Annotated in this window: 18 protein-coding genes; 16 read left to right on the plus strand and 2 right to left on the minus strand. The window is 69.1% G+C overall.

Annotation, left to right across the window (positions count from 1 at the left end):
* The first annotated feature begins 152 nt into the window (after positions 1-152).
* The 6 genes from WG922_RS08715 to WG922_RS08740 all read left to right on the plus strand — a co-directional run bounded on the left by WG922_RS08715 (position 153) and on the right by WG922_RS08740 (position 9,910).
* A complete protein-coding gene (locus WG922_RS08715; protein ID WP_340282109.1) occupies positions 153-1,817 on the plus strand; it encodes a response regulator in 1,665 nt (554 codons plus the stop codon).
* A gap of 13 nt (positions 1,818-1,830) precedes the next feature.
* Positions 1,831-4,662, plus strand: a complete 2,832-nt coding sequence (locus WG922_RS08720) for a response regulator (RefSeq protein WP_340282111.1) — start codon at positions 1,831-1,833, stop codon at positions 4,660-4,662.
* Positions 4,659-6,311, plus strand: coding sequence for a response regulator (locus WG922_RS08725; protein ID WP_340282113.1), 1,653 nt, complete (start codon positions 4,659-4,661; stop codon positions 6,309-6,311). Before WG922_RS08720 ends, WG922_RS08725 begins: the two co-directional genes overlap by 4 nt.
* Before the next feature lie 101 nt (positions 6,312-6,412).
* On the plus strand, positions 6,413-8,116 hold the full coding sequence (gene kaiC / locus WG922_RS08730; protein ID WP_340282114.1) for a circadian clock protein KaiC: 1,704 nt from the start codon (positions 6,413-6,415) through the stop codon (positions 8,114-8,116).
* Positions 8,117-8,125: 9 nt separating this feature from the next.
* Entirely contained in the window at positions 8,126-8,395 is a 270-nt protein-coding gene (locus WG922_RS08735) for a circadian clock KaiB family protein (protein WP_340282115.1), read from the plus strand.
* A 684-nt stretch (positions 8,396-9,079) separates the two neighbouring features.
* Positions 9,080-9,910 carry a 5'-3' exonuclease gene (locus tag WG922_RS08740; RefSeq protein WP_340282116.1) on the plus strand — a complete coding sequence of 277 codons (831 nt, stop codon included), beginning with the start codon at positions 9,080-9,082 and terminating at the stop codon, positions 9,908-9,910.
* 63 nt (positions 9,911-9,973) lie between these two features.
* On the opposite strand, the gene WG922_RS08745 is transcribed toward WG922_RS08740, so the two are convergent.
* The gene (locus tag WG922_RS08745; protein WP_340282117.1) at positions 9,974-10,795 is read right to left on the minus strand and encodes a cyclase family protein; all 822 of its coding nucleotides are present in this window, start codon (positions 10,793-10,795) and stop codon (positions 9,974-9,976) included.
* 140 nt (positions 10,796-10,935) lie between these two features.
* Between WG922_RS08745 and WG922_RS08750 the strand changes: the two genes are divergently transcribed.
* The 10 genes from WG922_RS08750 to WG922_RS08795 all read left to right on the plus strand — a co-directional run bounded on the left by WG922_RS08750 (position 10,936) and on the right by WG922_RS08795 (position 21,230).
* Positions 10,936-11,667 carry an HAD hydrolase-like protein gene (locus tag WG922_RS08750; protein ID WP_340282118.1) on the plus strand — a complete coding sequence of 244 codons (732 nt, stop codon included), beginning with the start codon at positions 10,936-10,938 and terminating at the stop codon, positions 11,665-11,667.
* A 485-nt stretch (positions 11,668-12,152) separates the two neighbouring features.
* On the plus strand, positions 12,153-12,914 hold the full coding sequence (locus tag WG922_RS08755; RefSeq protein WP_340282119.1) for a GntR family transcriptional regulator: 762 nt from the start codon (positions 12,153-12,155) through the stop codon (positions 12,912-12,914).
* Entirely contained in the window at positions 12,911-13,045 is a 135-nt protein-coding gene (locus tag WG922_RS08760) for a hypothetical protein (RefSeq protein WP_340282121.1), read from the plus strand. The genes WG922_RS08755 and WG922_RS08760 overlap by 4 nt, the downstream gene beginning before the upstream one ends.
* Before the next feature lie 5 nt (positions 13,046-13,050).
* The gene (locus WG922_RS08765) at positions 13,051-14,220 is read left to right on the plus strand and encodes a mandelate racemase/muconate lactonizing enzyme family protein (RefSeq protein WP_340282122.1); all 1,170 of its coding nucleotides are present in this window, start codon (positions 13,051-13,053) and stop codon (positions 14,218-14,220) included.
* A 28-nt stretch (positions 14,221-14,248) separates the two neighbouring features.
* Positions 14,249-15,250 (plus strand): Bug family tripartite tricarboxylate transporter substrate binding protein, encoded by a 1,002-nt coding sequence (locus tag WG922_RS08770; protein ID WP_340282123.1) that lies wholly within the window; start codon positions 14,249-14,251, stop codon positions 15,248-15,250.
* A gap of 22 nt (positions 15,251-15,272) precedes the next feature.
* A complete protein-coding gene (locus tag WG922_RS08775; RefSeq protein WP_340282124.1) occupies positions 15,273-17,030 on the plus strand; it encodes an IlvD/Edd family dehydratase in 1,758 nt (585 codons plus the stop codon).
* A gap of 20 nt (positions 17,031-17,050) precedes the next feature.
* Positions 17,051-17,860: an HpcH/HpaI aldolase family protein gene (locus WG922_RS08780; RefSeq protein ID WP_340282125.1), complete on the plus strand. Its 810-nt coding sequence runs from the start codon at positions 17,051-17,053 to the stop codon at positions 17,858-17,860.
* Positions 17,861-17,948: 88 nt separating this feature from the next.
* Positions 17,949-18,914, plus strand: a complete 966-nt coding sequence (locus WG922_RS08785; protein WP_340282126.1) for a tripartite tricarboxylate transporter substrate binding protein — start codon at positions 17,949-17,951, stop codon at positions 18,912-18,914.
* Positions 18,915-19,212: 298 nt separating this feature from the next.
* Positions 19,213-20,130 carry a 2-hydroxyacid dehydrogenase gene (locus tag WG922_RS08790; RefSeq protein WP_340282127.1) on the plus strand — a complete coding sequence of 306 codons (918 nt, stop codon included), beginning with the start codon at positions 19,213-19,215 and terminating at the stop codon, positions 20,128-20,130.
* Between the two features lie 269 nt (positions 20,131-20,399).
* On the plus strand, positions 20,400-21,230 hold the full coding sequence (locus tag WG922_RS08795; protein ID WP_340282128.1) for a sulfite exporter TauE/SafE family protein: 831 nt from the start codon (positions 20,400-20,402) through the stop codon (positions 21,228-21,230).
* Between the two features lie 27 nt (positions 21,231-21,257).
* Here WG922_RS08795 and WG922_RS08800 read toward each other — a convergent pair whose 3' ends face one another.
* A complete protein-coding gene (locus tag WG922_RS08800) occupies positions 21,258-21,593 on the minus strand; it encodes an NIPSNAP family protein (RefSeq protein ID WP_340282129.1) in 336 nt (111 codons plus the stop codon).
* Between the last annotated feature and the right edge of the window lie 4 nt (positions 21,594-21,597).

The raw sequence follows: 21,597 nt of genomic DNA on the forward strand, positions 1-21,597 counted from the left end.
GACGCACACCCGTCCTGTTTTCGCAACCCGCCTCCGCGTCCTCCGCTGCCGGGAATCCGTCTCGAAGCCGATGTGTATTTTCCGATCCCATCCGCATGCCTTGTATCCCTCGACGTATCCGATGCCGACCGGAACAACACGAGGATCGAGAAATGAGAGTTGGAGCGAAGCTCGTATCCGCACCGAGCCGCGTGATGGACGTGCGTCCGGAAGCAAACGAGGCGCGCATGCCGAGCCCGGTGGCGTGGTTCGATATCGGACGCGCGATGTTCGACGGCAGTTCTGATTGCGTCGTGCTGCTGGATTGCAGAGGCTTCGTGGTCCGCGTCAACGACAACGGCCTTGCGCTGTTGGGAGCCGATGCGCACGAAGCGGTCGCAGGGCGCCACTGGACAAGCTGCTGGCCCGTGCACTGCGAGGCGGCCTTTCGTGCGGCCATCGCGGCCGCGCTCGAGGGGCGCACCAGCGGTTTGCAGGCACCGTGCCCCACCGCGAGCGGCACGCCCAAGTGGTGGGACGTGCGCACTGCGCCCTTGCCGCGTGACGGCGCGGCAGTGAGCCACATCCTGTGCGTCGCGCGCGACATCACCACGTTGATGGATGCGCAAGCGGCTACGCAGTTGGCCAGGAGCCTCGCCGAGGCGGCGGCACAGTCCGCACGGAATGCAATGCGTGCCAGGACGGAGTTCGTTGCGAACGTGAGCCACGAGCTGCGCACACCGCTGAGTGCCATCGGAGGCCTCGCGCACCTGCTGCTCGACCTCGACCCTACCGCGCAGCAACGCAGCTATCTGCAGCAGATCGAGTTGGCTGGCCAGCATGCGGCCATGCTCATGGAAGAAATGCTCGACCTCACCGAGGCGGAAGCGGGGAACCTGCGGCTGCACGAGCGTGAACTCGATTTCGTCGCCCTGTTGACCGAGACGACTTCCCTGGTGCGTCAGATCGCCGTGTCCAAGGGGCTGGAGCTGCGTGCCTGCATCGATCCGGACGTTCCCGTGGAAGTTCTCGCTGACGCCACGCGCCTGCGCAACATCTTTCTGAGTTGTGCTTCCCGAGCCGTGGCGCTCGTCGGTTCCTCGACGCTCGAGGTCCGCGTGAAGGTGCTGGAGCGATCGGCCGATGCGGTGCGGGTCCACGGAGTGGTGCGCCGCGCGGGCAGCTGCCTGTCGCCGCAGGAAATCGAGCTGCTCGTCGGGCCCCCGGCGCAGCCTGACGCGCCGCTACCGGGAGCCCGGGGGCTCGGACTCGGGCTGACCATCTCGCGCGCGAACGCCCACCTCATGCAGGGTGACCTCGGCGTCTCCACCGATGCGGCAGAGGGTGTTTCGTTCTGGTTCACCGCACGGCTGCGCTTGCGCCCCGCCATCGGCGCACCGGAATCTTCGTCGCATCTGCCTTCGCCGGCGCTTCAGGGAAAGCGGGTGCTGATCGTCGAGGACGACGCCCTGGCTCGGGAGGTCACGCAGCACCTGCTGGAGCGGGCAGGCATGGAGGTTTGCGTCGCATGCGACGGAGCGCAGGGCGTGGCGGCCGTGCAGGCGCAACGATTCGATGCCGTCCTGATGGACATCCAGATGCCGGTGATGAACGGGATGGAGGCGACGCGTGCCATCCGCGAGCAGCTCGGCCTGCGGGCCTTGCCGGTGATTGCCGTCACCGGAAACGTGCTGGAGAAGGACCGCAGGGACTGCATCGAGGCCGGTATGAGCGACTTTCTCAGCAAGCCGGTGGATGCGCCGAGGCTCTGGAGCAGCCTCGCGCGCCTGATTGCCCTGGCGGATCCGCGCGCCCATTCCGGGATGCCACCGCGCTGACGCACCCGCTGCCATGCTCACTCCTCCACGTCCCGCCAACGAGGCGCGCCGGCTACAGCGGCTTCGCAGCCTTGCCCTGCTCGACACCGCTCCCGAGCAGGTGCTCGATTCGCTCACCGCACTCGCAGCCGCGATGACGGCGATGCCGTGCGCATTGATTTCCCTCATCGACGCGGATCGGCAGTGGTTCAAGTCGGCGCACGGGGCCGAGCAGGGCGCTGAGACGCCGCGGGCGACCTCCTTCTGCGGCCATGCGATTGCCCAGGACTCTCCGTTCATGGAGATCCGGGACGCGCTGCTGGACAGGCGCTTCGCAGACAACCCGTTCGTTCTCGGCGAGCCGCATGTCCGCCACTACGCCGGGGCACCCCTGGTGATGCCGTCGGGAGAACGCATCGGCACGCTCTGCGTCTTCGGGCCCGCACCGGGCAGCTTGACGGCGTCGCAGCAAGGCGTGCTGGTCGAGCTCGCACGCGCAGTGGTGGGCGTGCTGTTGGCGCGCGAGCGCGAACACCACCTGCAGCACGCGCACAGGCTCGGCCTCATGGACGTGCTCGGCGCAGTCGCGCCCATCGGCATTTTCAGCACGAGCCACACGGGCGCCGTGCTGAGTGCCAATGAGCGATGGCGCGAGCTGCTCGGACTTTCGGAGCTCGTCGATGGCCTGGCATCGGGGTGGCTGGAGTGCATTCATCCGCTGGAACGGGAGGCGCTGCGCCAAGCGTGGCAGGACGCGCACCGCGATCGCCGCCCCTGTGAATGGGTCTGCCGTGCCCAATCCGCGCAAACGCGCTGGCTGAAGATCCGCCTGGTGCCAGCCGATTCGAGCACGCACGAGTTCGCGGCCTGCGGCATCGTCGCCGACGTCACCGAGACGAGGCTGCTCGAAGACGCGTTGAAGCACCGCAACGCCCTGCTGGAGACGATCATCGAGAACCTGCCCGAGGGCCTGCTCGTGCTTGACGAGCACCGGCGGGTGCTGGTCAGCAACACGCGTGTACGGCAGCTGTGCCAGCTGCCGCCGCAGGTGGTGGCCCCCGGAGCGCCGTTTGCGGACATCCTCAACTACCTCGCTGGCCGCCCGGGTGCTTCCGGTCGTTCGGCGCAAGCAGTCCTCGATGAGGCGTGCAGGACGCAGGACGCGAGCCGCGACCTCGACACGGCGGACGGGACGATCCTGCACATCCGCTCCAAGACCACCGGGCAGGGATGGAACATCCGGACCTATGCCGACGTCACGGCCGAGCGCCGGGTGCAGGAAGAGCTGCGCGACAGCGAACTGCGGCTTGCGCAGGCCCTGGAGGTGACAGGGCTTCGGCTGTGGGAGTACGAAGCAGGCAGGCTGCGCCTGTTCAGCGTCGGGGCGGAGGACTCGCAGTCGCACCGGAGCGTACGAACCGGTGAGACCGTTCCGCTGGAGGCCATGTTCTCCGACCCCGCGGAGTTGCAGGCGTTCCGCCGGTCGCTCGACGAGCTGCTGCGCGGCGGGGGACAGCCGCTGTCGCAGGTGCATGCGGCAGGCCGCTACAGCGACGAACGCCGGTGGTTCCGCACCCACGCGCGTGTCGGCAGGCGCAGCGCGACGGGCCACCCACTGAGCGTCGTGGGGACCAGCAAGGACATCACCAGCCAGCGGCGTGCGCAGGCCGAACTGCGGGCTGCCGTCGAGGACGCCCGGCAGGCGCACCAGGCCAAGGCCGATTTCCTCTCGACGATGAGCCACGAGATCCGCACGCCGCTGAACGGGATCACCGGCCTGACGCGCGTGCTCTGCGACCGCATGCTGGCGCCGCAGGACACCCGCTACGTGCGCCTCATCGAGAGCTGCGCCCGAACCCTGCTCGGGGTCGTGGATAACGTTCTCGACCTGTCCAAGATAGAGGCCGGTCAGATGATGACGGCATGCACAGAGACCGATCTGCGTATGCTGTTGACCGATACCGCGGGGGTCTTCGACTGCAGCGCGCGCAGCAAGGGCCTGCGCTTCGAGCTGCATATCGCACCGGGCGTGCCCGAGCGGGTGCTGGTCGATGGCCAGCGTCTGCGCCAGGTACTGATGAATTTGCTCGGCAACGCGGTCAAGTTCACCGACGCCGGCAGCGTCTCGCTGTCCGCCTGCGTCGTCGCTTCCGGCGGGGGGCAGCGCCTGCGGCTGGACGTCGCCGACACGGGCGTCGGCATCGACGCCCAGGAGATCCGCGAACTGTTCAAGCGCTTCTCGCAGGTCGGGGCGGCCAAGGCCGGCAAGTACCGGGGCACGGGTCTCGGGCTCTCCATCGCCAAGGAGCTCGCAGCAATGATGGGCGGCGAGCTGGTGGCAGCGAGCACCGTCGGGCAGGGGTCGATCTTCACGCTTCTGCTGCCGTGCGTGCCGGTGGTCGCGTCGGACCGCGGCGGCGCCGCTGTGCCGCCCGCGCTGCCTGCGCCGGCGGACGCGCCGATCCTTCTGGTGGACGACGATGAAGTGAACCGACTGGTGGGCCAGGCCCTGCTCCACAAGCTCGGCTATGGCTGCGTCACGCTGGCATCCAGCGGCCGCCAGGCCGTGGAACTGGCCAGCCGGCGCCGCTTCGCATTGATCCTGATGGACTGCCGCATGCCGGAGATGGACGGTATCGAGGCCACCCGGAAGCTGCGCTCGCAGGGCTGCCATGCACCGATCGTGGCACTCAGCGCCAGCACCGCTGCCCAGGACCGGCACGACTGCCTGGAAGCCGGCATGAACGACTACCTCCCCAAGCCGATCGCGCTCGAGCACCTGAGCGAGACGTTGGGTCGATGGATCAACTCCAGCCCGGACCCCGGGCCTGCCGGCTCGCAGATCCAGCACCACCGGACACCATGACCCGTTCTCCAATTGCAACGGTCGAACCTCCGGCACGGAACTCGGCCGGAGAGACCGCACATGCGCTGCCGGAGGTGGCCTCCCTCGGCACGTGGCTGTTCGAGGCCAGCCCCGACGGATTGATGCTGCTCGACCTGCACGGGCGCGTGCTCCGGGTGAATCGCAGCGGGCTGCGGCTCCTGGGCATCGCGCAAGCGGCGGCGGTGCACGGCGCGGCGTGGGCCAGCTTGTGGCCCAGCGAGTCCCGGCGCGCCATCATGCTCGCCGTCGCGTCCGCGCGGCTCGCGGAGCCGACAACCTTCCAGGCGCTCGGCCCCGACGCGGCCGGCGGCACGCGGTGGTGGGACGTGACCCTGACGCCGGTGCTCAAGGACGGAAAGCCCAGTTGCCTGCTGAGCTTGCTGCGCGGGCTCCCCGAGCGCGACGGGGGCGACGTGCAGCAGGGGCCGGCAGAGCTCGCAGGCGAGATTGCACGCACGCGTTCGCGCGCGGCGGCATGGCTCGACCAGAGGGTACGCACGCCGGTAACCGGCATCCTTGGAGCGGCGAATTCGATGCACGGCGCCAGCCTCGATGCGTCGCAGCGCGCGTCACTGGACAAGATCCTGAGCTTCGGACGGCAGGTGGTGAGCGTTCTCGACGAGGCTGCCGACCTGTCGCGCCTCGATTCGGGCACGTTGCAGCTGAACGCACGCGATTTCAACCTCGCGGCCGTCCTGGAGCGCGCGGCCAGCCTGGCCGAGCCAACGTGCCGGATGCACGGGGTATCGCTGCAGGTGCATATCGCACGTGCCGTGCGCGACAAACTGTTCGGGGATCCCGTGCGCCTGTGCCAGATCCTGGTCAGCTACATCCAGGCTGTCGCTGGATGGGCGGTCCGTGGCGCAGCGTGTGCCCTGGTCGTCGATGTGATGAGTCGCCAACACGAGGAGGTTGTGCTGAGCTTCGGCGCGACGACGCGCTGCGGTGCCTCGGCACCCAGCGCGAGTGATCTCTTCGGGGAGGCGGGGTTGCGGGCGCCCGAGCGTGCGGCGCAGGAGTCCGGACCGAGGCTGGCCCTGTGCAGACGCCTGGCTCAGCTGATGGGGGGAAACGCCGGCATCGAACGCCGGCCGGACGGCCAGGCGCAGCTATGGTTCAGCGCCCGTTTTCGCGAGGCTGCGACGGACGGCACGGAAGTCGCGATCTTTGCGGATCCGCCGGCCGTTCTTGCCGGCAAGCGTGTGCTGGTGCTCGACGACGACAAGGCGCGTGCCGCACTCCTGAGCGAGCTGCTGGAGCTCGCCGGTGTCCGTGTCGCGCTCGCCACGCACGGCAAGGAGGCCCTGACGCTGCTCGAGCACCAGCCGTTCGACGCGGTGCTGGTGGACATGCTCAAGCCGGTCACCAAGGGGGCCGAGGTGGCCCGGTACGTACGCGGCCAGGCACGCCTTGCGACATTGCCCATCATTGCGTGCGCCGCACGCGCGAGCGAACGCGAGCGTGCCGCCTGCCTTGCGGATGGCGCGAACGACTTCATCAGCCAGCCGGTCGATCCGGCCCGGCTGTGGGCAACCCTTGCGCACTGGCTGCAGCCGGGAGCCGCGCGCGGCTCCCGCGCCGGAGTGGCGGACGATTTCTATCAGGTCACTGTGCCTGGCGCGCTCTGACGCACCGCGCCAGGCGGGCACGCTTGGGCGCCGTACCTGGTGCCGCAGCTTGCCTGCGCGGCCGCCGCCCGGCATCCGGTTCCTTGCTAATAATTCGGGGCATGGCATCTGCACTCCACAAGGTACCGACGGGCATAGCTGGGTTCGACGACATGACGGGCGGTGGGATACCCGCCGGTCGAACCACCCTGGTCACGGGTGGTCCGGGCACTGGCAAAACCATCTTCGCACTGCAGACGCTGGTCTGCGGCGCCGCGGGCGGCGAGCCGGGGATCTTCGTGGTCTTCGAGGAGAGCAAGGCGGGGGTGCTGGAGAACGCCGCAAGTTTCCGGTGGGACTTCGAGGGGGCCCGGAACAAACTCTTCTGGTACGACGCCCAGATCACCTCCGACATGGTGCTCGCGGGCGAGTTCGATCTGCAAGGCCTGCTGGCGTCCTTGTCCGCCATGGTGGACGAGGTGGGCGCGAAGCGCATCGCCTTCGACTCCATCGACGTGCTGCTGTCGCTGCTGGGAAGTCCCGGACTCGCGCAGCGCGAAGTGCGCCGGCTGCAGGAATGGCTGTCTGCGAAAGGGCTGACCGTGGTGCTCACCGCCAAGGCGCACTCGCAGACCCTGGACCTTCTCGAACCCTTCGGCTTCCTGGAGTTCATGACCGACTGCGTTGTCGGCCTCGAGCACGTGGTGAGCGCGGGCGTGTCGCATCGCAGCATGCGGGTGTTGAAGTACCGAGGCAGTTCCTTTCAGGAAAACGCCTCACCCATGGTCATCGCGCCCGACGGGCTGGAAGTTGCGTCACCGCTGTCGCGCACTCTGGATCCCAAGCTCGTTTTCGAGGAGCGCATCTCGAGCGGAATCGCTGCACTCGACCAGATGTTCGCGGGTGGCTTCCACCGCGGCTCGAGCATCCTGGTCACGGGGGCGCCGGGTACCGCGAAATCGACCTTGAGCGGAGCGTTCGTGCAATCCGCCTGCGCGCGCGGCGAGGCCTCGTTGTTCGTGAGCTTCGACTCGGACCCGCAGGAGATCGTGCGCAACATGGCGTCCGTAGGCATCGACCTGCACAGCTGCAGGGAGTCGGGGCTGCTGCAGATGTACTCCTCGCGGGCCAACGCAAGCAGCGCGGAAGTGCACCTGCTCAACATCATCGGCCGGGCGCGCGAACACGGGGCGCGCTGCATCGTGATCGATCCGATCTCGGCGCTGAGCAAGTCCGACACCGAAGTCGCCGGCCTGGGCGTTACCGAGCGGCTGATCGACTGGGCCAAGCACCGGGGCGCTACGGTTCTGTGCACGAGCTTGTTGGGCGCGGCCGCCGCCGCAGATGTCGAGAGCACGCCGATGCACGTGTCCACCATCGCGGACACCTGGATCCACTTGAGCTATGTTATTCATGCGGGAGAGCGCAACCGGGCGCTGACGATCGTGAAGTCGCGCGGCACAGCGCACTCGAACCAGGTGCGCGAACTCAAGCTGTCGGACAACGGCGTCTCGCTGGCGGAGGTGTACACCGCGGAGGGGCAGGTGCTCATGGGGACGATGCGTTGGCAGAAGGAGCGCGCCGACCGCCTGGCCCAGGAGCGCAAGCAGGCCGACCTCAAGCTGCGCGAGCGCCTGCTGCACGGTGAGCGGGATGCCTTGCAGGCGCGGCTCGGCGCTCTCCAGCAGGAGGTCGGCGCAAAGGACGCCGAGCTCGACCTGGTCCGCCTGGCTCAGGCCGGGCAGGTCGAATCCGAGGAGACGCGGCGCACCCAAATGCTCGAACTGCGCGGAACACCCCGTGCCGCCGAGGGCAGGAAGGAGTAGGAGGACAGGGTGAACACACTCCGGTTCCAGCTCTATGTGGCGGGCGCCTCGCCGAATTCCGTTGCCGCCATTCGAAACCTCGAAGCGGTTTGCGCGAACTTGCCCACGCATTCCTTCCAAGTGGAAGTGATCGATGTGCTCACGCGCCCCAAGGCCGCGGCCGCTGCGAGCGTCGTCCTCACGCCGACGCTCGATGTCACCACGCCCACCGGCAGTACGTTGCGACTGCTGGGGTCGCTCAGTGACGCCGGCGCGCTGCGTATATTTTTGGCGCAGTAGGTCGCGGTGCCTGTCCGGTGCCGGAGCGGCGGCGCAGGCGCGGCCGGGGTCTGCATGCCCGCTAGCGCGTAGGTCGCCACCCGCACCGCTCAGGGGACCGCCTGCACGGCCGGGCGGCAGGGACGCAGCGGCGGCGCCAACTCGAATCGACCGCCGCAGCTTGCCAACCGCTGCTCGCCGCCATGGTGCCGCCCACCGCGTGGATGCGGTGCTTGACGGTGAACAGGCCTGGCCCGATGCCGTCCGAACCGCGGCGTGACCGCTGGCCGATCGATGCAAGCGCTCGAGGTCATGCGCGCGGCCACGACCCATTACGCGGAGCCCACCCGTCGGTGAGACGCCAGGATCGCCAGTGCGGCCGACCCTTCGTTTACCGGCTCCTCGCGCTGCGCCGACATGCCGTGCACGCGGGCCGGGGGCGGGTCCAGTGGGTCCATCGACGTTGGCCATAAGGCATTTGCCTACGCGGCAGCTCATCCGTTTCGCGAAACTGCCCACACCCCGCGCCCCGTGGTCCATTCGGGCAGGGTGCGCAGCGGAATTCAGTTTTTTCACCAATGTCGTCGCTCAGCGCATGGACACGCGCCACAAACGGGACGGCATTGCCTACGATGCAGGCGGCCCTCCAGCGTCCAAACAGGAGCGGGAGCACCACTTCTGCCCTCCCGCGTCCCCGCAACCCGGATGATCATCGACCTCATCGACGGCACCTACGAGCTCTTTCGCCATTTCTACGGGCTGCGTCGCTTCACCAAGGGGCAGGACCGTCCCCTCGGTGCGGTAGCGGGCGTGCTGGGCAGCGTGCTGGAGCTTGTGGAGACGCGCGCCACGCACGTCGGGGTGGCCACCGACCATGTGATCGAGTCCTTCCGCAACGGGCTGTGGCCTGGCTACAAGAGCGGGGAGGGGATCGAGCCGGCCCTGCGGGCCCAGTTCGGACCGCTCGAGGACGCATTGCGCGCCATGGGCGTGACGGTGTGGGCCATGACGGAGCTGGAGGCAGACGATGCGCTCGCCTCGGCGGCGCGCGTCGCGCAGGCCGATGCGCGCGTCCAGAAGGTGCTGATCTGGAGCCCCGACAAGGACCTCGCGCAGTGCGTGCAGGGCGAGCGTGTGCTGCAGGTCGATCGCAGGGGAAAGGCCGTGCGCGACGCCGCTGCCATCCGCGAGAAGTTCGGCGTGGCGCCGGACCTGATACCGGACTGGCTCGCACTGGTCGGCGACGCGGCGGACGGCTATCCCGGCATCACGGGAATCGGTGCGGTGGGCGCGGCGCGCTTGCTGAACCGGTACGGGCCGATCGAGGAGTTTCCCGAGCAGGTGCTGGGGTCGCAGCGTGACGCCGCACTGCTGTTCAAGCGCCTGGCGACGCTGCGCGACGACGCCGCCGTGCTGGACGACGTGGACGCCTTGCGCTGGGCCGGACCGACTCCGGAATTCGCGGCGTGGACCGAGCGCATGGAGGCGCCGAAACTGCTGCAGCGGTGCCTCGCGGCGCGCACCGCCGGACGCTGAGCAGGCGCTGCCGCCCGATAACGAAGCAGCCAGGCGCAAGGCGCGCAGGGCAGGCGACCGCGTTCAGGGCTGCGCGCGCGGCGCGGGCGGCACCAGGGCCTCGTCGAAGATCGCGACCGCGCGGGTCCAACCGGCCGAGGCGCCGCGGATCTTGTGGGGAAAGCAGCTGATGATGAAGCCGTCGGGCGGGAGTGCTTCGAGGTTGTGCAGCTTTTCGAGATGGCAGTAGCCGATGTCCCGCCCGGCCTTGTGGCCCTCCCAGATGAGGGATGCGTCGCCGCTATCCGCCCACTTGCGGGCCGTGTGCACGAAGGGCGCGTCCCAGCTCCAGCCGTCGGTGCCGGTCAGGCGCACGCCCCGCTCCAGCAGGTACATGGTGGCGTCGTATCCGACGCCGCAGCCGCTGGACACGTAGTCGGGCTGGCCATAGCGGCTGCCGGCGCGGGTGTTCACCACGACGATCTCCAGCGGCTGCAGCACGTGTCCGATGCGCGCGAGCTCGGCCTCGATATCTTGCGCGGTCACCACGTATCCGTCCGGCAGATGACGGAAGTCCAGCTTCACGCCCGGCTGGAAACACCATTCCAGCGGCACCTCGTGGATGGCGATGGCCCGCTCGCTCGCGCCGAGCTTGCCGTTCATCGTGGAGTGGAAGTGGTAGGGCGCGTCGAGGTGGGTGCCGTTGTGCGTGGACAGCTGCACCGTCTCGACCGCCCAGCCCTCGCCATCGGGGAGCTGGTGCCGCTGCAGGCCCGGGAAAAAGGGCTGGATCTGCTCGAAGGTGTTTTCGTGGGTGAAGTACTGGATCTTCGGCGCGAAGGCCGGCGGATCCGACACGACATCGTTCTCCAGGAAGATCGACAGATCGACGAAGCGGCGGGGCATGGCCTGGTCTCCTTGCGCACTCTCGAGAAAAGGGCGTGCGGCCATGATAGCCACGCATCGGGAACGCGGCCCCTTGAGCGCGGTCGAATCCCGGGACGCGGCCCGTGGAAAATCGGGCGGCTCGGACACCCACGCAAGGCATGAAGACAAGCGACGCAGGCATCGACACACGTGGCAACGCCGGCAGCAGCATTCCGGCAGGCACGGCGGCCGGCAGCACGGCATGCTGCAGCAGGTACCCGCTGGTGATCTTCGACTTCGACGGCACCCTGGCCGACACCTATCCGGTCTTCGTGGCGGCGCTCGAGGAAGTCGTCGCCGGCCAGCGCCTGCGGCCCATCGACCGGGTGGAACTCGAGCGCATGCGCGGCGGACACGGTCGAGCGCTCATGCAGCGGCTGGGCGTGCGGTGGTGGCAGGTGCCGCGGGTGGGCGCGGCGATGCTGCACGCCATGACGCAGCGCCGCGCGCAGATGCGCCTGTTTCCCGGCGTGGCGCAGGCACTGGAGTCACTCGCACGCGGCGGCTCGACGGTGGCGGTGGTCACCTCCAATTCCGAGGACAACGTGCGGGCCGTGCTGGGCCCCAGCGCCGGGCACGTGAGCGTCTTCGAGTGCGGCGCCGCCGTGTTCGGCAAGGCTGCCCGCTTCCGTCGGGTGCTGCGGCGCACCGGCGTGTCCGCCCGCGAGGCCATCGCCGTCGGCGACGAACTGCGCGACCACGAAGCCGCCCGCCGCTGCGGCATCGGCTTCGCCGCCGTCGCGTGGGGCTACACGGCGCCGCAGGCCTTGCGCAACGCTGGTCCCGAGTGCTTCATCGAATGCCCCGAAGCCCTCGCGCTACTCGCGGCCCGCGCGGACGCTGCTGGCTGAGCCTGCCCGAAAGAAGGACGCTTCGACGCCGTGGTGGACACACCAGGGCGCCCCTCGCAACCCGCTTCGGCGGTTCCTTTCTGTGTGCGCGCGAAGCTGCGGCGCCACGGCTGGAGCAGCTTTGCGCAGACCTGTGGTGCGCACGTTGAATCCAAGCTCATCCGGGTTGCGGTCCACGCTGCATGCCAGCACACTCGCACGCGGAAGCTGGATGCCAGCAGGGCCGCACACCGGACCTGTACCTGCTTCCCTTGGGCCCGCCATTGGCGGGCCTTTTTTCGTCTGCATCTTGCGCACCGGCTGGCTCCACGACCCAAGCCGCCTCGGCCCACCCTGAGCCTTGCCGCAGTCTCGCACCCATTCTGTACGCATCGCCGAGACATCCCTCACGCCGAAAGCGCAGGCGGGGAAACAGCTCTCAGCGCCCGGAATGATCCACTGCACCCGGTGTTAAGATCCTAACGTCACGTTTTCAATACGTTTCCTTGAAACCAGCTCTCCGATTCGCCGGCCAGACCATGTACCTGCAGGTGTATCAGGTGCTGCGCTCGCGTCTGGAGATGGGGGTGTGGCAGCAAGGGCAGACCATGCCCCCGCTGCCGGTGCTGATGGAGGAGTTCGGGGCCTCCAGGGTCACCGTTCGGGAAGCCATGCACCTCTTGGAGCGCGAAGGCCTGATCCGCCGTCGCCGGGGTATCGGGACCACCGTCGAAGCGATTCCGCTGTCCGATCGCTGGGTGCGCATCGCCACGAGCATGGACGAACTGCTTCAGATGCAGCGTGCCGTGCAACCCACCGTACTCAACATCAACGACCACGCGGGCCTGCCCGACGTGCAACTGCCCTCCGATCAGACGGCAGCGCAGCAGTACGTGCGCATGCAGCGCGTGCACCTGCGCCAGGACCGGCCCTACTGCGTCATCGATCTTTCCATTGAATCCGGACTGTTCAAGCGGCATGAACAGGCGTTTCTGCAGCGACCGGCCTTGCTCGTCATGCACGAGGACACGCAGCTGCGCGTCACCAGTGCCCGCCAGGACCTGAGCATCCGCTGCGCCGATCTCGTCGAGGCACGGCATCTGGCCGTGGTGCCCGGTTCGCCGGTCGCAGAGGTGCGGCGCGTGCTGAGCGACGAGGCCGGAGTGGTGGTCTACGCCGCCGTGGTGGTGTATCCCTCGCACATGGTGCGCCTGAGCATGGACCTGCTGGCGCCCGGCAATGCGATCGACAGGAAAGCCACGCAATGAAACGACACGCGCTTGCCTCGGGTGTGAGCCCCGCGTCCCCGGGCTACTGGGCCTGCCGCACCGTCACCCCACACCCACACCCCTCGCCGCGCGACGCCCGCCTTGCGCGCGCCGACACCATGAAGGTCTGACCACCATGCAAGCCGACTCCCCCGATCCCTTCGTCACCGGCGCGGCCGCGAGCCTTCGCCTCGCCGGCATCAGCGCCTTCGTGCTGCGGTATCCGTTGGCCCGTCCGGTGGTGACCAGCTTCGGCGCCATGAAGAACCGGCCTGCGGTGCTCGTGCGGCTGCTGGATTCCGACGGTGCCGAGGGTTGGGGCGAGGTGTGGTGCAACTTCCCGAATCCGGCCGCGGAGTACCGCGCCGAGCTCGTCGAGCAGGTGCTCGCCCCGCTGTGCAGCGGGGCAGGGCAGTCCTTCGACGGACCGCGTGCCCTGAAGGACGCCCTGACGGCCCGCACGCGCGTGCTGGTGCTCCAGTGCGGCGAGCCGGGGCCGTTCGCGCAGTGCATCGCCGCCATCGAGATGGCGGCCTTCGACCTCGTCGCGCGGCGCGCTGGCAAGCCCCTGTGGCAGCTGCTCGGCGGCCGCGGCGAGGTGCCGGTCTACGCCAGCGGCATCCATCCGAAGGAAGCCGACGAACGCGTCGGGGCGGCGGCGGCCCAGGGCCACACCCGCTTCAAGCTGAAGGTGGGATTTTCCTTGGACGACGACGTCGCCTGTCTGCGGCAGCTGCAGAGAGACCATGCGGCACAGGCCTGGATGATCGACGCCAACCAGGCCTGGGACGAGTCCGGCGCCATGGCCGCAATCGCGCAGTTCAGCCAGCTGCCGCTGCAGTGGCTGGAGGAGCCGGTCGCCGCCGACTGCGACGCCGCCACATGGCAGCGCCTCGCGGGCCTGGGCCTGCCGCTGGCGGGGGGCGAGAACATCCGGGGCGACGCCAACTTCGTGCAGGCTGCGCAGTGGCTTTCGGTGCTGCAGCCGGACGTGGCGAAGTGGGGCGGCGTGAGCAGCTGCCTCGATGTCGCGGCGATCGCCCGGGCGGCCGGGCGGCGCTTCTGTCCGCACTGGCTTGGCTCGGGTGTGGGCCTGGCCTTCTCGCTCGCCCTGCTCGATGCCCACCTGGCGCGGGCTACGCCCGATCTGCCCGGCTGGGCGGAGGTGGACGTCAATCCGAACCCGCTGCGCGACGAACTGAGCCCCTGGTGCCGGGGCGTGTCCGACGGCTGCGCCACCTTGAACATCGACCCCGGAATCGGGCCCGTGCCCGCCTGGGACGCCAGCCTGCTGGTCACGCGCTGAACCAGCAATCTCAACCAAAGGAAACCTCATGCATCCGAATCTCCGACGCCGCGTCCTCGCGGCCTGCGCCGCCGCCTGCGCCGCATCCCTGCTGCCAGCGCTTCCCGCGCTCGCACAGTCCCCGGCAACCTGGCCCACCCGTCCCGTCACACTGGTCGTCCCATACCCTGCCGGCGGCGTTGCCGACCAGTTCGCGCGCAGCCTGGCCGACGCGCTGTCGAAGCGCATCGGCCAGCCGGTGGTCATCGACAACCGCGCCGGTGCCAATGGCAACCTGGGCTCGGCCTTCGTGGCCCGCCAGTCGGCGCCCGACGGTCATACGCTGCTGCTCGGTTCGGTGAGCAACCTGGCCATCAACCCGCACCTGTATGCCTCCATGGGCTACGAGCCGCTCAAGGACCTGCAGCCGGTGACGCTCACGCACCAGATGCCGAACGTGCTGCTGACCAATCCGCAGGCACCTTTCAAGTCGGTAGGCGAGCTGGTGACGGCGGCCAAGGCCAAGCCCAACACCATCCCCTTCGGTTCGGCCGGCAACGGCAACACCATGCATATGACCGGCGTGCAGTTCGAGAAGCATGCAGGCATCGACCTGGTGCACGTCCCGTACAAGGGCGGCCCGCCGGCCATGCAGGACGTGCTGGGCGGGCAGATCCCGATGATGTTCCACAACCTGCCGGCGGTCGTGTCCATGCACAGCGCGGGCAAGGTCCGCGTGCTTGCGGTGGCCGATACGAAGCGTTCGCCGCTGCTGCCGCAGGTGCCGACCTTCACCGAGCTGGGCCTGCCCGGCGTGGTCACCATCGTCTGGAACGGGCTGCTGGTGCGCAAGGGCACGCCCGATGCGATCGTCGAGCGCATGAACCAGGAGATCGTCGCGGTGCTGCAGTCGCCCGAGTTCCGCAAGCCGCTCGAGCAGCAGGGCTACGAGGTGCTTTCGTCCAGCCCCCAGCAGTTTGCCGACCTGCTGAAGAAGGACACGGGGGCGATGGGCGAACTGGCAAAGGCAGCCGGGCTGAAGATGGAATGAGCCTGGGCGCAAGGGACACCGCATGAACGCACCGCACAGAAAAAACCTCGCCGAGCTGCGCAGCCAGCGATGGCTGGCGAGCGACGACATCCGGGGCTTCGCACACCGCCAGCGCCTGCAGCAGCAGGGCCTGGCGCGCGAGGAGTTCATGGACCGGCCGGTCGTCGGCATCATCAACACGTGGAGCGAACTCTCACCCTGCCACGCGCACCTGCGCGAGCGGGTGCAGGCCGTCAAGCGCGGGGTGCTGCAGGCGGGCGGCTATCCCTTCGAGCTGCCCGCCCTGAGTCTGGGTGAAGTGATGGTCAAGCCGACCACCATGATCTACCGCAACTTCCTGGCCATCGAGGCCGAGGAGCTGCTGCGCAGCCTGCCGCTGGACGGCGTGGTGTTGATGGGCGGCTGCGACAAGACGACGCCGGGTCTGGTCATGGGCGCGCTGTCCATGGACATTCCCGCGCTGTTCCTTCCCGCCGGGCCCATGCTCAACGATCGCTACAAGGGCCAGGCCGTGGGGGCCGGCACGCACACCAAGAAGTACTGGGAGCAGTACAGCATCGGCACCATCGACCAGCCCGAGTGGATCGCGCTCGAGGGCCGGATGACCCGTGCCCCGGGCACCTGCAACACCATGGGCACGGCCAGCACCATGACCTCGATCGTCGAGGCGATGGGCCTGGCGCTGCCGGGCTCGACCAGCATCCCGGCGATGGACGCGGGGCACACGCGCATGGCCTGGGCCTGCGGCAAGCGGGTGGTGGAAATGGTGTGGGAAGACCTCAAGCCTTCGCGCTTCATCACGCGCGCGTCCTTCCTCAACGGCCTCGCCACGTGGATGGCGCTGGGCGGATCGACAAATGCCGCGGTGCACCTGCCGGCGATGGCGGGCCGCGCCGGCATCCCGCTGGGCCTGGACGACTTCGACGCCATGGCCCAGCGCGTCCCCGTGATCGCCAACCTGTTCCCGTCGGGCAACCGCCTGATGGAGGACTTCCACTACGCAGGCGGCGTGCCGGCGCTGTTGAACAAAATCGCCCACGTGCTCGACCTCGGCGCCGGCACCGTGACCGGCCGCAGCCTGGGCGAGAACATCGCGGGCCACGTCTGCAGCGACGACGAAGTGATCCGCGATCCGGCCGCGCCGCTGATCGTTGCGCCGGCGGATTGCCCCGAGGCTTCCATGGCGCTGGCGGTGGTGCGCGGCAACCTGTGTCCCGACGGTGCGGTGCTCAAGCCGTCGGCGGCCACGCCCTCGCTGCTGCGGCATACCGGCCGCGCACTGGTGTTCGACTCCAACGCCGAGATGCTGGCAGCCGTGAACGACCCGGACCTGGACGCCGACGAGAACACCGTGCTGGTGCTTCGCAACGGCGGCCCTGTGGGCGGGCCGGGGATGCCGGAGTGGGGCAACCTGCCCATTCCCAAGAAGCTGCTGAAGCAGGGCGTGCGCGACATGCTGCGCATTTCGGACGCTCGCATGAGCGGCACGCATTACGGCACCTGCGTCCTGCACGTCGCGCCGGAATCCGCCATCGGCGGGCCGCTCGCGCTGGTGCGCACTGGCGACCTGATCACGCTGGACATTGGCGAGCGCCGTCTCGACGTGCAGCTCAGCGAAGCCGAGTGGGCCGAGCGCCGGGCCGCCTGGACGCCGCCGCAGCAGCCGTACGCCCGCGGCTGGACACGCATCTACCAGCAGCAGGTCGCCCAGGCCGACCAGGGCTGCGACTTCGCGACCCTCGCCGGCAACGCGCCGACACCCGAACCCCCAATCTACTGAACCCGCACGAGAACACGCCCATGCCCGCTCCCGCAGACATCCTGATCAACCCCTTCCGCGAACGCCTGAAGCAGTCGGTCGCTCCACTCGGCACCTGGCTCATGTCGGGCACGGCCAGCACCGCGGAGGCCATGGGCCGCGCCGGATTCGACTGGCTGCTGCTCGACCTCGAGCACGTCCCCATCGACGAGCGCGAGGCGCTCGGCATCCTGCAGGCCGTCGCCGGCACCAATGCCGCTGCCGTTACGCGCCTCGCGGCCAACGAGCCCGTGCTGTTCAAGCGCGCGCTCGACATGGGCGCGCAGACGGTGATGGTGCCCTTCGTCGATTCTGCCGACGACGCGCGGCGCGCGGTCTCGTATGCGAAGTACCCGCCCGAGGGCATCCGCGGCTTTGCCGCCGTGCACCGCGCGAGTGGTTACGGCACGGCCAAGGACTACCCGCGGCGGGCCAACGATTCGGTGTTCACCATCATCCAGCTCGAAACGCCCAAGGCCATCGCGGCCCTCGAAGAGATCGCCGCCGTGCCCGGCGTGGATGCGCTCTTCCTGGGCCCGGGCGACCTGTCGGCCAGCATGGGCCACATCGGCAACATCGCCGCGCCGCAGGTGCAGGACGCCATCCGCGATGTCGCGGCGCGCTGCCGCAAGGTGGGCATCCCCTGCGGCATCGTCGGCCCGACGCCGGAGATGGTGTCGAGCTTCGTGTCGCTGGGCTACTCGTTCGTGGCGGTCGCTTCCGACATGGGAATGATGATGCGCCAGGCCACGGCATTCATCGAGGCCCTGCGGCCCAACCTCGCCAAGGGCTTCGAGAGCACCGTCTACTGACCCTTTGCATTCCCGCTCGCAGGGTGGCCCCGGCCGCCGTGCGTCGTCCACCGGTTCCCTTCGCCTATCCACCCACAGGAGACTTCCCATGGCCCAACGCCGTATCGCCCTCAAGACCATCGCCGCCTCGCTGCTCGCATGCGCCTGCGCCGGCACCGCCTTCGCGCAGCCGTTTCCCTCGCGCCCCGTCACGCTCATCGTGCCCTTCGGCCCCGGCGGCACCTCGGACATCATGGCGCGCGCCCTGCAGCAGCCGCTGGCGGCGGCGCTGAACGGCAGCGTGGTGATCGACAACAAGGCCGGCGCCGGCGGCGCCATCGGCATGCAGCAGCTGCAGCGCGCCAAGCCCGACGGCTATACCGTCGGCCTGTCGGTGATCGGCCCGGAGGTGCTGCAGCCCGCGCTGCGCAAGACCGGCTACACCCACGCGGACTTCGACCACATCTGCGGCACCTACGCCGTGCCGCTCATGATGATGGTTCCCGCCGATTCGCAGTTCAAGTCGGCCAAGGATGTGGTGGAGTTCGCCAAGGCCAACCCCGGCAAGCTGGCCTACGGATCGTCCGGCAACGGCACCATCCTGCACCTCTCGATGGCCATGCTGATGGACAAGGTCGGCGGCGAGGGGCTGCACGTGCCCTTCAAGAGCACTGGCGAGATGGTCACCGGCCTGCTGGGCAAGCAGGTGATGCTGTTCAACGAGACGCCCACCATCGCCAAGCGCTACAACCTGCGCCCGCTGGCCGTGTTCGCCGACAAGCGCCTGGAGGCCTACCCGCAGGTGCCGACCATGGCGGAAGCCGGCTTCGAGGTCATGCCGGCCAGCGTGTGGGGCGGCGTCATCGCGCCCAAGGGCCTGCCGGCCGATGTCGCGAAGACGCTGGAACAGGCTTGCCAGAAAGCCACCCACACCCAGGAGTACCGCGCCCAGGCCGACAAGTTCGAGACGCCGCTGGTGTATCGCAGCGGCGCGGAGTTCGCCAAGTTCGTGCAGGGTCAGGCCGAGGCGTACGGCAAGCTGGCCAATTCGCTCGGACTCGCGCAGAAGGAGTGAGGGCGTCACCCTTGGTGGGCACCCAAAGCGGCGCCGCAGGCGCCGCTGCCGCTGAGGCTTTCCAGCAGCAGGTGCGGGTGACGCGCACTCGACACCGCCTGCACTGCCACCCGCCGCTGCGCAAGACGCGGGGCGAGGGCCAGCGGCACGCGGTCCGCCGCAACCGCGCGAAATCGAGAGAGCCCGCTGCCACAATCAACCGCATCGACGCGGGCACTGTTTTTTCTGAACGCCGCCTGCGACGACCTCTGCGCTGCCGAGCCGAACCATGACCGATCGCCCGAACCTTCTCCAAACCATGCCCCTGCTGCCGTGGCTCGAGCGCGAGCTCGCCCGGCGCTACACCGTCCACCTGCTGCCCGCGGCCGGCCCCGAGCGCGACGCCTTCCTCGCGGCGCGCGGCTCCGAGTTCGACGGACTCGTCACCTCCGCCGGCGCGGGTGTGCCCGCCGCGCTGATCGAGGCGCTGCCGCGCCTGCGCGTGATTTCCAGCTTCGGCGTCGGCCTCGACCGGCTCGACCTGCCCGCGGCCGCCGCGCGTGGCATCCCTGTCGGCTACACGCCCGACGTGCTCAACGACTGCGTAGCCGACCTTGCCATGGGACTGCTGCTCGCCGTGTGCCGGCGCATCCCGGAGGGCGACCGCTTCGTGCGCGCGGGGCGCTGGGAGCGCCCTGAGGAGCTTGCCCTCGGACGGCAGGTCAGCGGAGCCCGCCTGGGCATCGTCGGCCTGGGCCGCATCGGCCGTACCATCGCGCGCCGCGCGGGTGGCTTCGACATGGACATCCGCTATCACGCCCGCAGGGCCGTCGAGGGCGTGGAATGGACGTATGAGCCCGACCTGCTGGAGCTCGCGCGCTGGTGCGATTTCCTGGTGGTCATCACCGCCGGCGGACGCGAGACCTTCCATCTCATCGATGCCCGCGTGCTCGAAGCGCTCGGCCCCGAGGGCTTCCTGGTCAACGTCTCGCGCGGCAGCGTGATCGACGAGGCCGCGCTGGTGCGCGCACTGCAGGAGCGGCAGATCGCCGGCGCGGCGCTGGACGTGTTCGAGAACGAGCCGCGCGTGCCGCCTGCGCTGTGGAGCCTGGACAACGTGGTCCTGGTGCCGCACATCGCCAGCGCCACCCACCAGACCCGGCAGGCCATGGGGCAGCGGGTGCTGGATAATCTCGTCGCCTTCTTCGCCGGCCAGCCCTTGCCGAGCGCCGCCTGAGCGGCGCGGGCCTGGTGCCTGCGACGCCCGGTGCGCCGCCGCCCATGCACTGATCCCGGCGGCGGTGCCTCGGCAGCGCTGCACGGTTGGTGCATCCGTTGCGGGCGCACGCGTGGCGTGTCCGGGGTGCAGCACCCGCGATGAGCGCGACGAGCGTGGCGCGTCGCCGGACACCGAGGCAGCTTCGCCATTTCGTTCTTTCCATCGCGCGCGCCGGCTACGGCGGCGCTTGCACCGCGCTTGCGACTCTCGCAGATGCGCAGCAAACCATGCATAACCTGATGTATTCGGAAGCCTCTCTCGCAGGCTATGTGGCGTTCATCGCCTGTGTCGTGCTCGCCACCGTGGTGCAGAACCTCACCGGCTTCGCCCTGGGCCTCATCCTGCTCGGTCTGGTGGCCTTGTTCGAGTTGGTGCCGGTGGCCGAAGCCGCCAATGCGGCCACGGTGCTCACCCTGGTGAACGCGCTGGTGTACTTCCGCTCGCACAAGGCCGAGGCGCCGTGGGCGTTGATGCGCCCGGCGCTGGTGAGCAGCTTCTTCGGGGTGGGGCTGGGTGTCGCCTCGCTCGCCTGGCTCAGCGCGAACGCGACCGAGTGGCTGCGGCTGCTGCTCGGCCTGTCGGTGGTCGCCAGTGCGTCGGTGCTGGTGATGCACCGCCGGCGGATGGCGCAGCCTTCACCACCCCGCGCGTTCGCCTGCGCCGGCTTCTTCGCCGGCGTGCTGGGCGGGATGTTCGCCACATCGGGGCCGCCGATGGTGTTCCACATGTACCGGCAGCCCTTCGAGATGGAAACCATCCGCCGCTGCCTGATGCTGGTCTTTGCGAGCAATGCCGCGACGCGGCTGGTGCTGGTCGGCGCAAGCGGCGGCTTCACCCTGCGCTCGGCCTGGCTCAGCGTGCTGGCCGTGCCGGTCGTGTTTGCCGTCACGCGCTGGATGGCCGGGCGCACGCCTGCGCTGTCCCGGCGCGCGCTCGGATGGGTCGCCGCGGGTTTCCTGGTGCTGACCGGGGTGTCGCTCTCGGCCTCCGCGGTGGACCACCTGCTGCCCCGCTGGGACCTGCTGGCGCTCGCCCGCGCGCTCGTCGCCCTGGCGTGACGCCGGCGAGCCGGGGTCCGGCTGCGCTCAAGCGGCAGGACGAGGTGCGAGCGCCGCGAAATCGACGGCGCGCAAGATGGCGTTGCACTGGCGCAGCACCTGGCCGGCCGCGGCGGCCTTGCGCCGATAGGCGAGCCAGCGGGGGTCGGCTTCGAGTGCGGCGCGGCGCCGCTCGCGGTCGGCCATGTCCGTGTATCGCCACAGGTGCACCACCTGGTTCACGTCGCCGACCTCGGTGGTGTAGTAGCCCAGGGGCGGCCCCAGGTGCTCGGTCTGGACGGCGAGGCCCTCGGCCGCATACAGCGCGAGGAAGTCGCGCATCAAGCCAATCTGGATGGTGTAGGTTCTCTGGTCGATGATCATTTCA

Source organism: Ramlibacter sp. AN1015, assembly GCF_037726105.1.
Lineage (GTDB): Bacteria > Pseudomonadota > Gammaproteobacteria > Burkholderiales > Burkholderiaceae_C > Ramlibacter.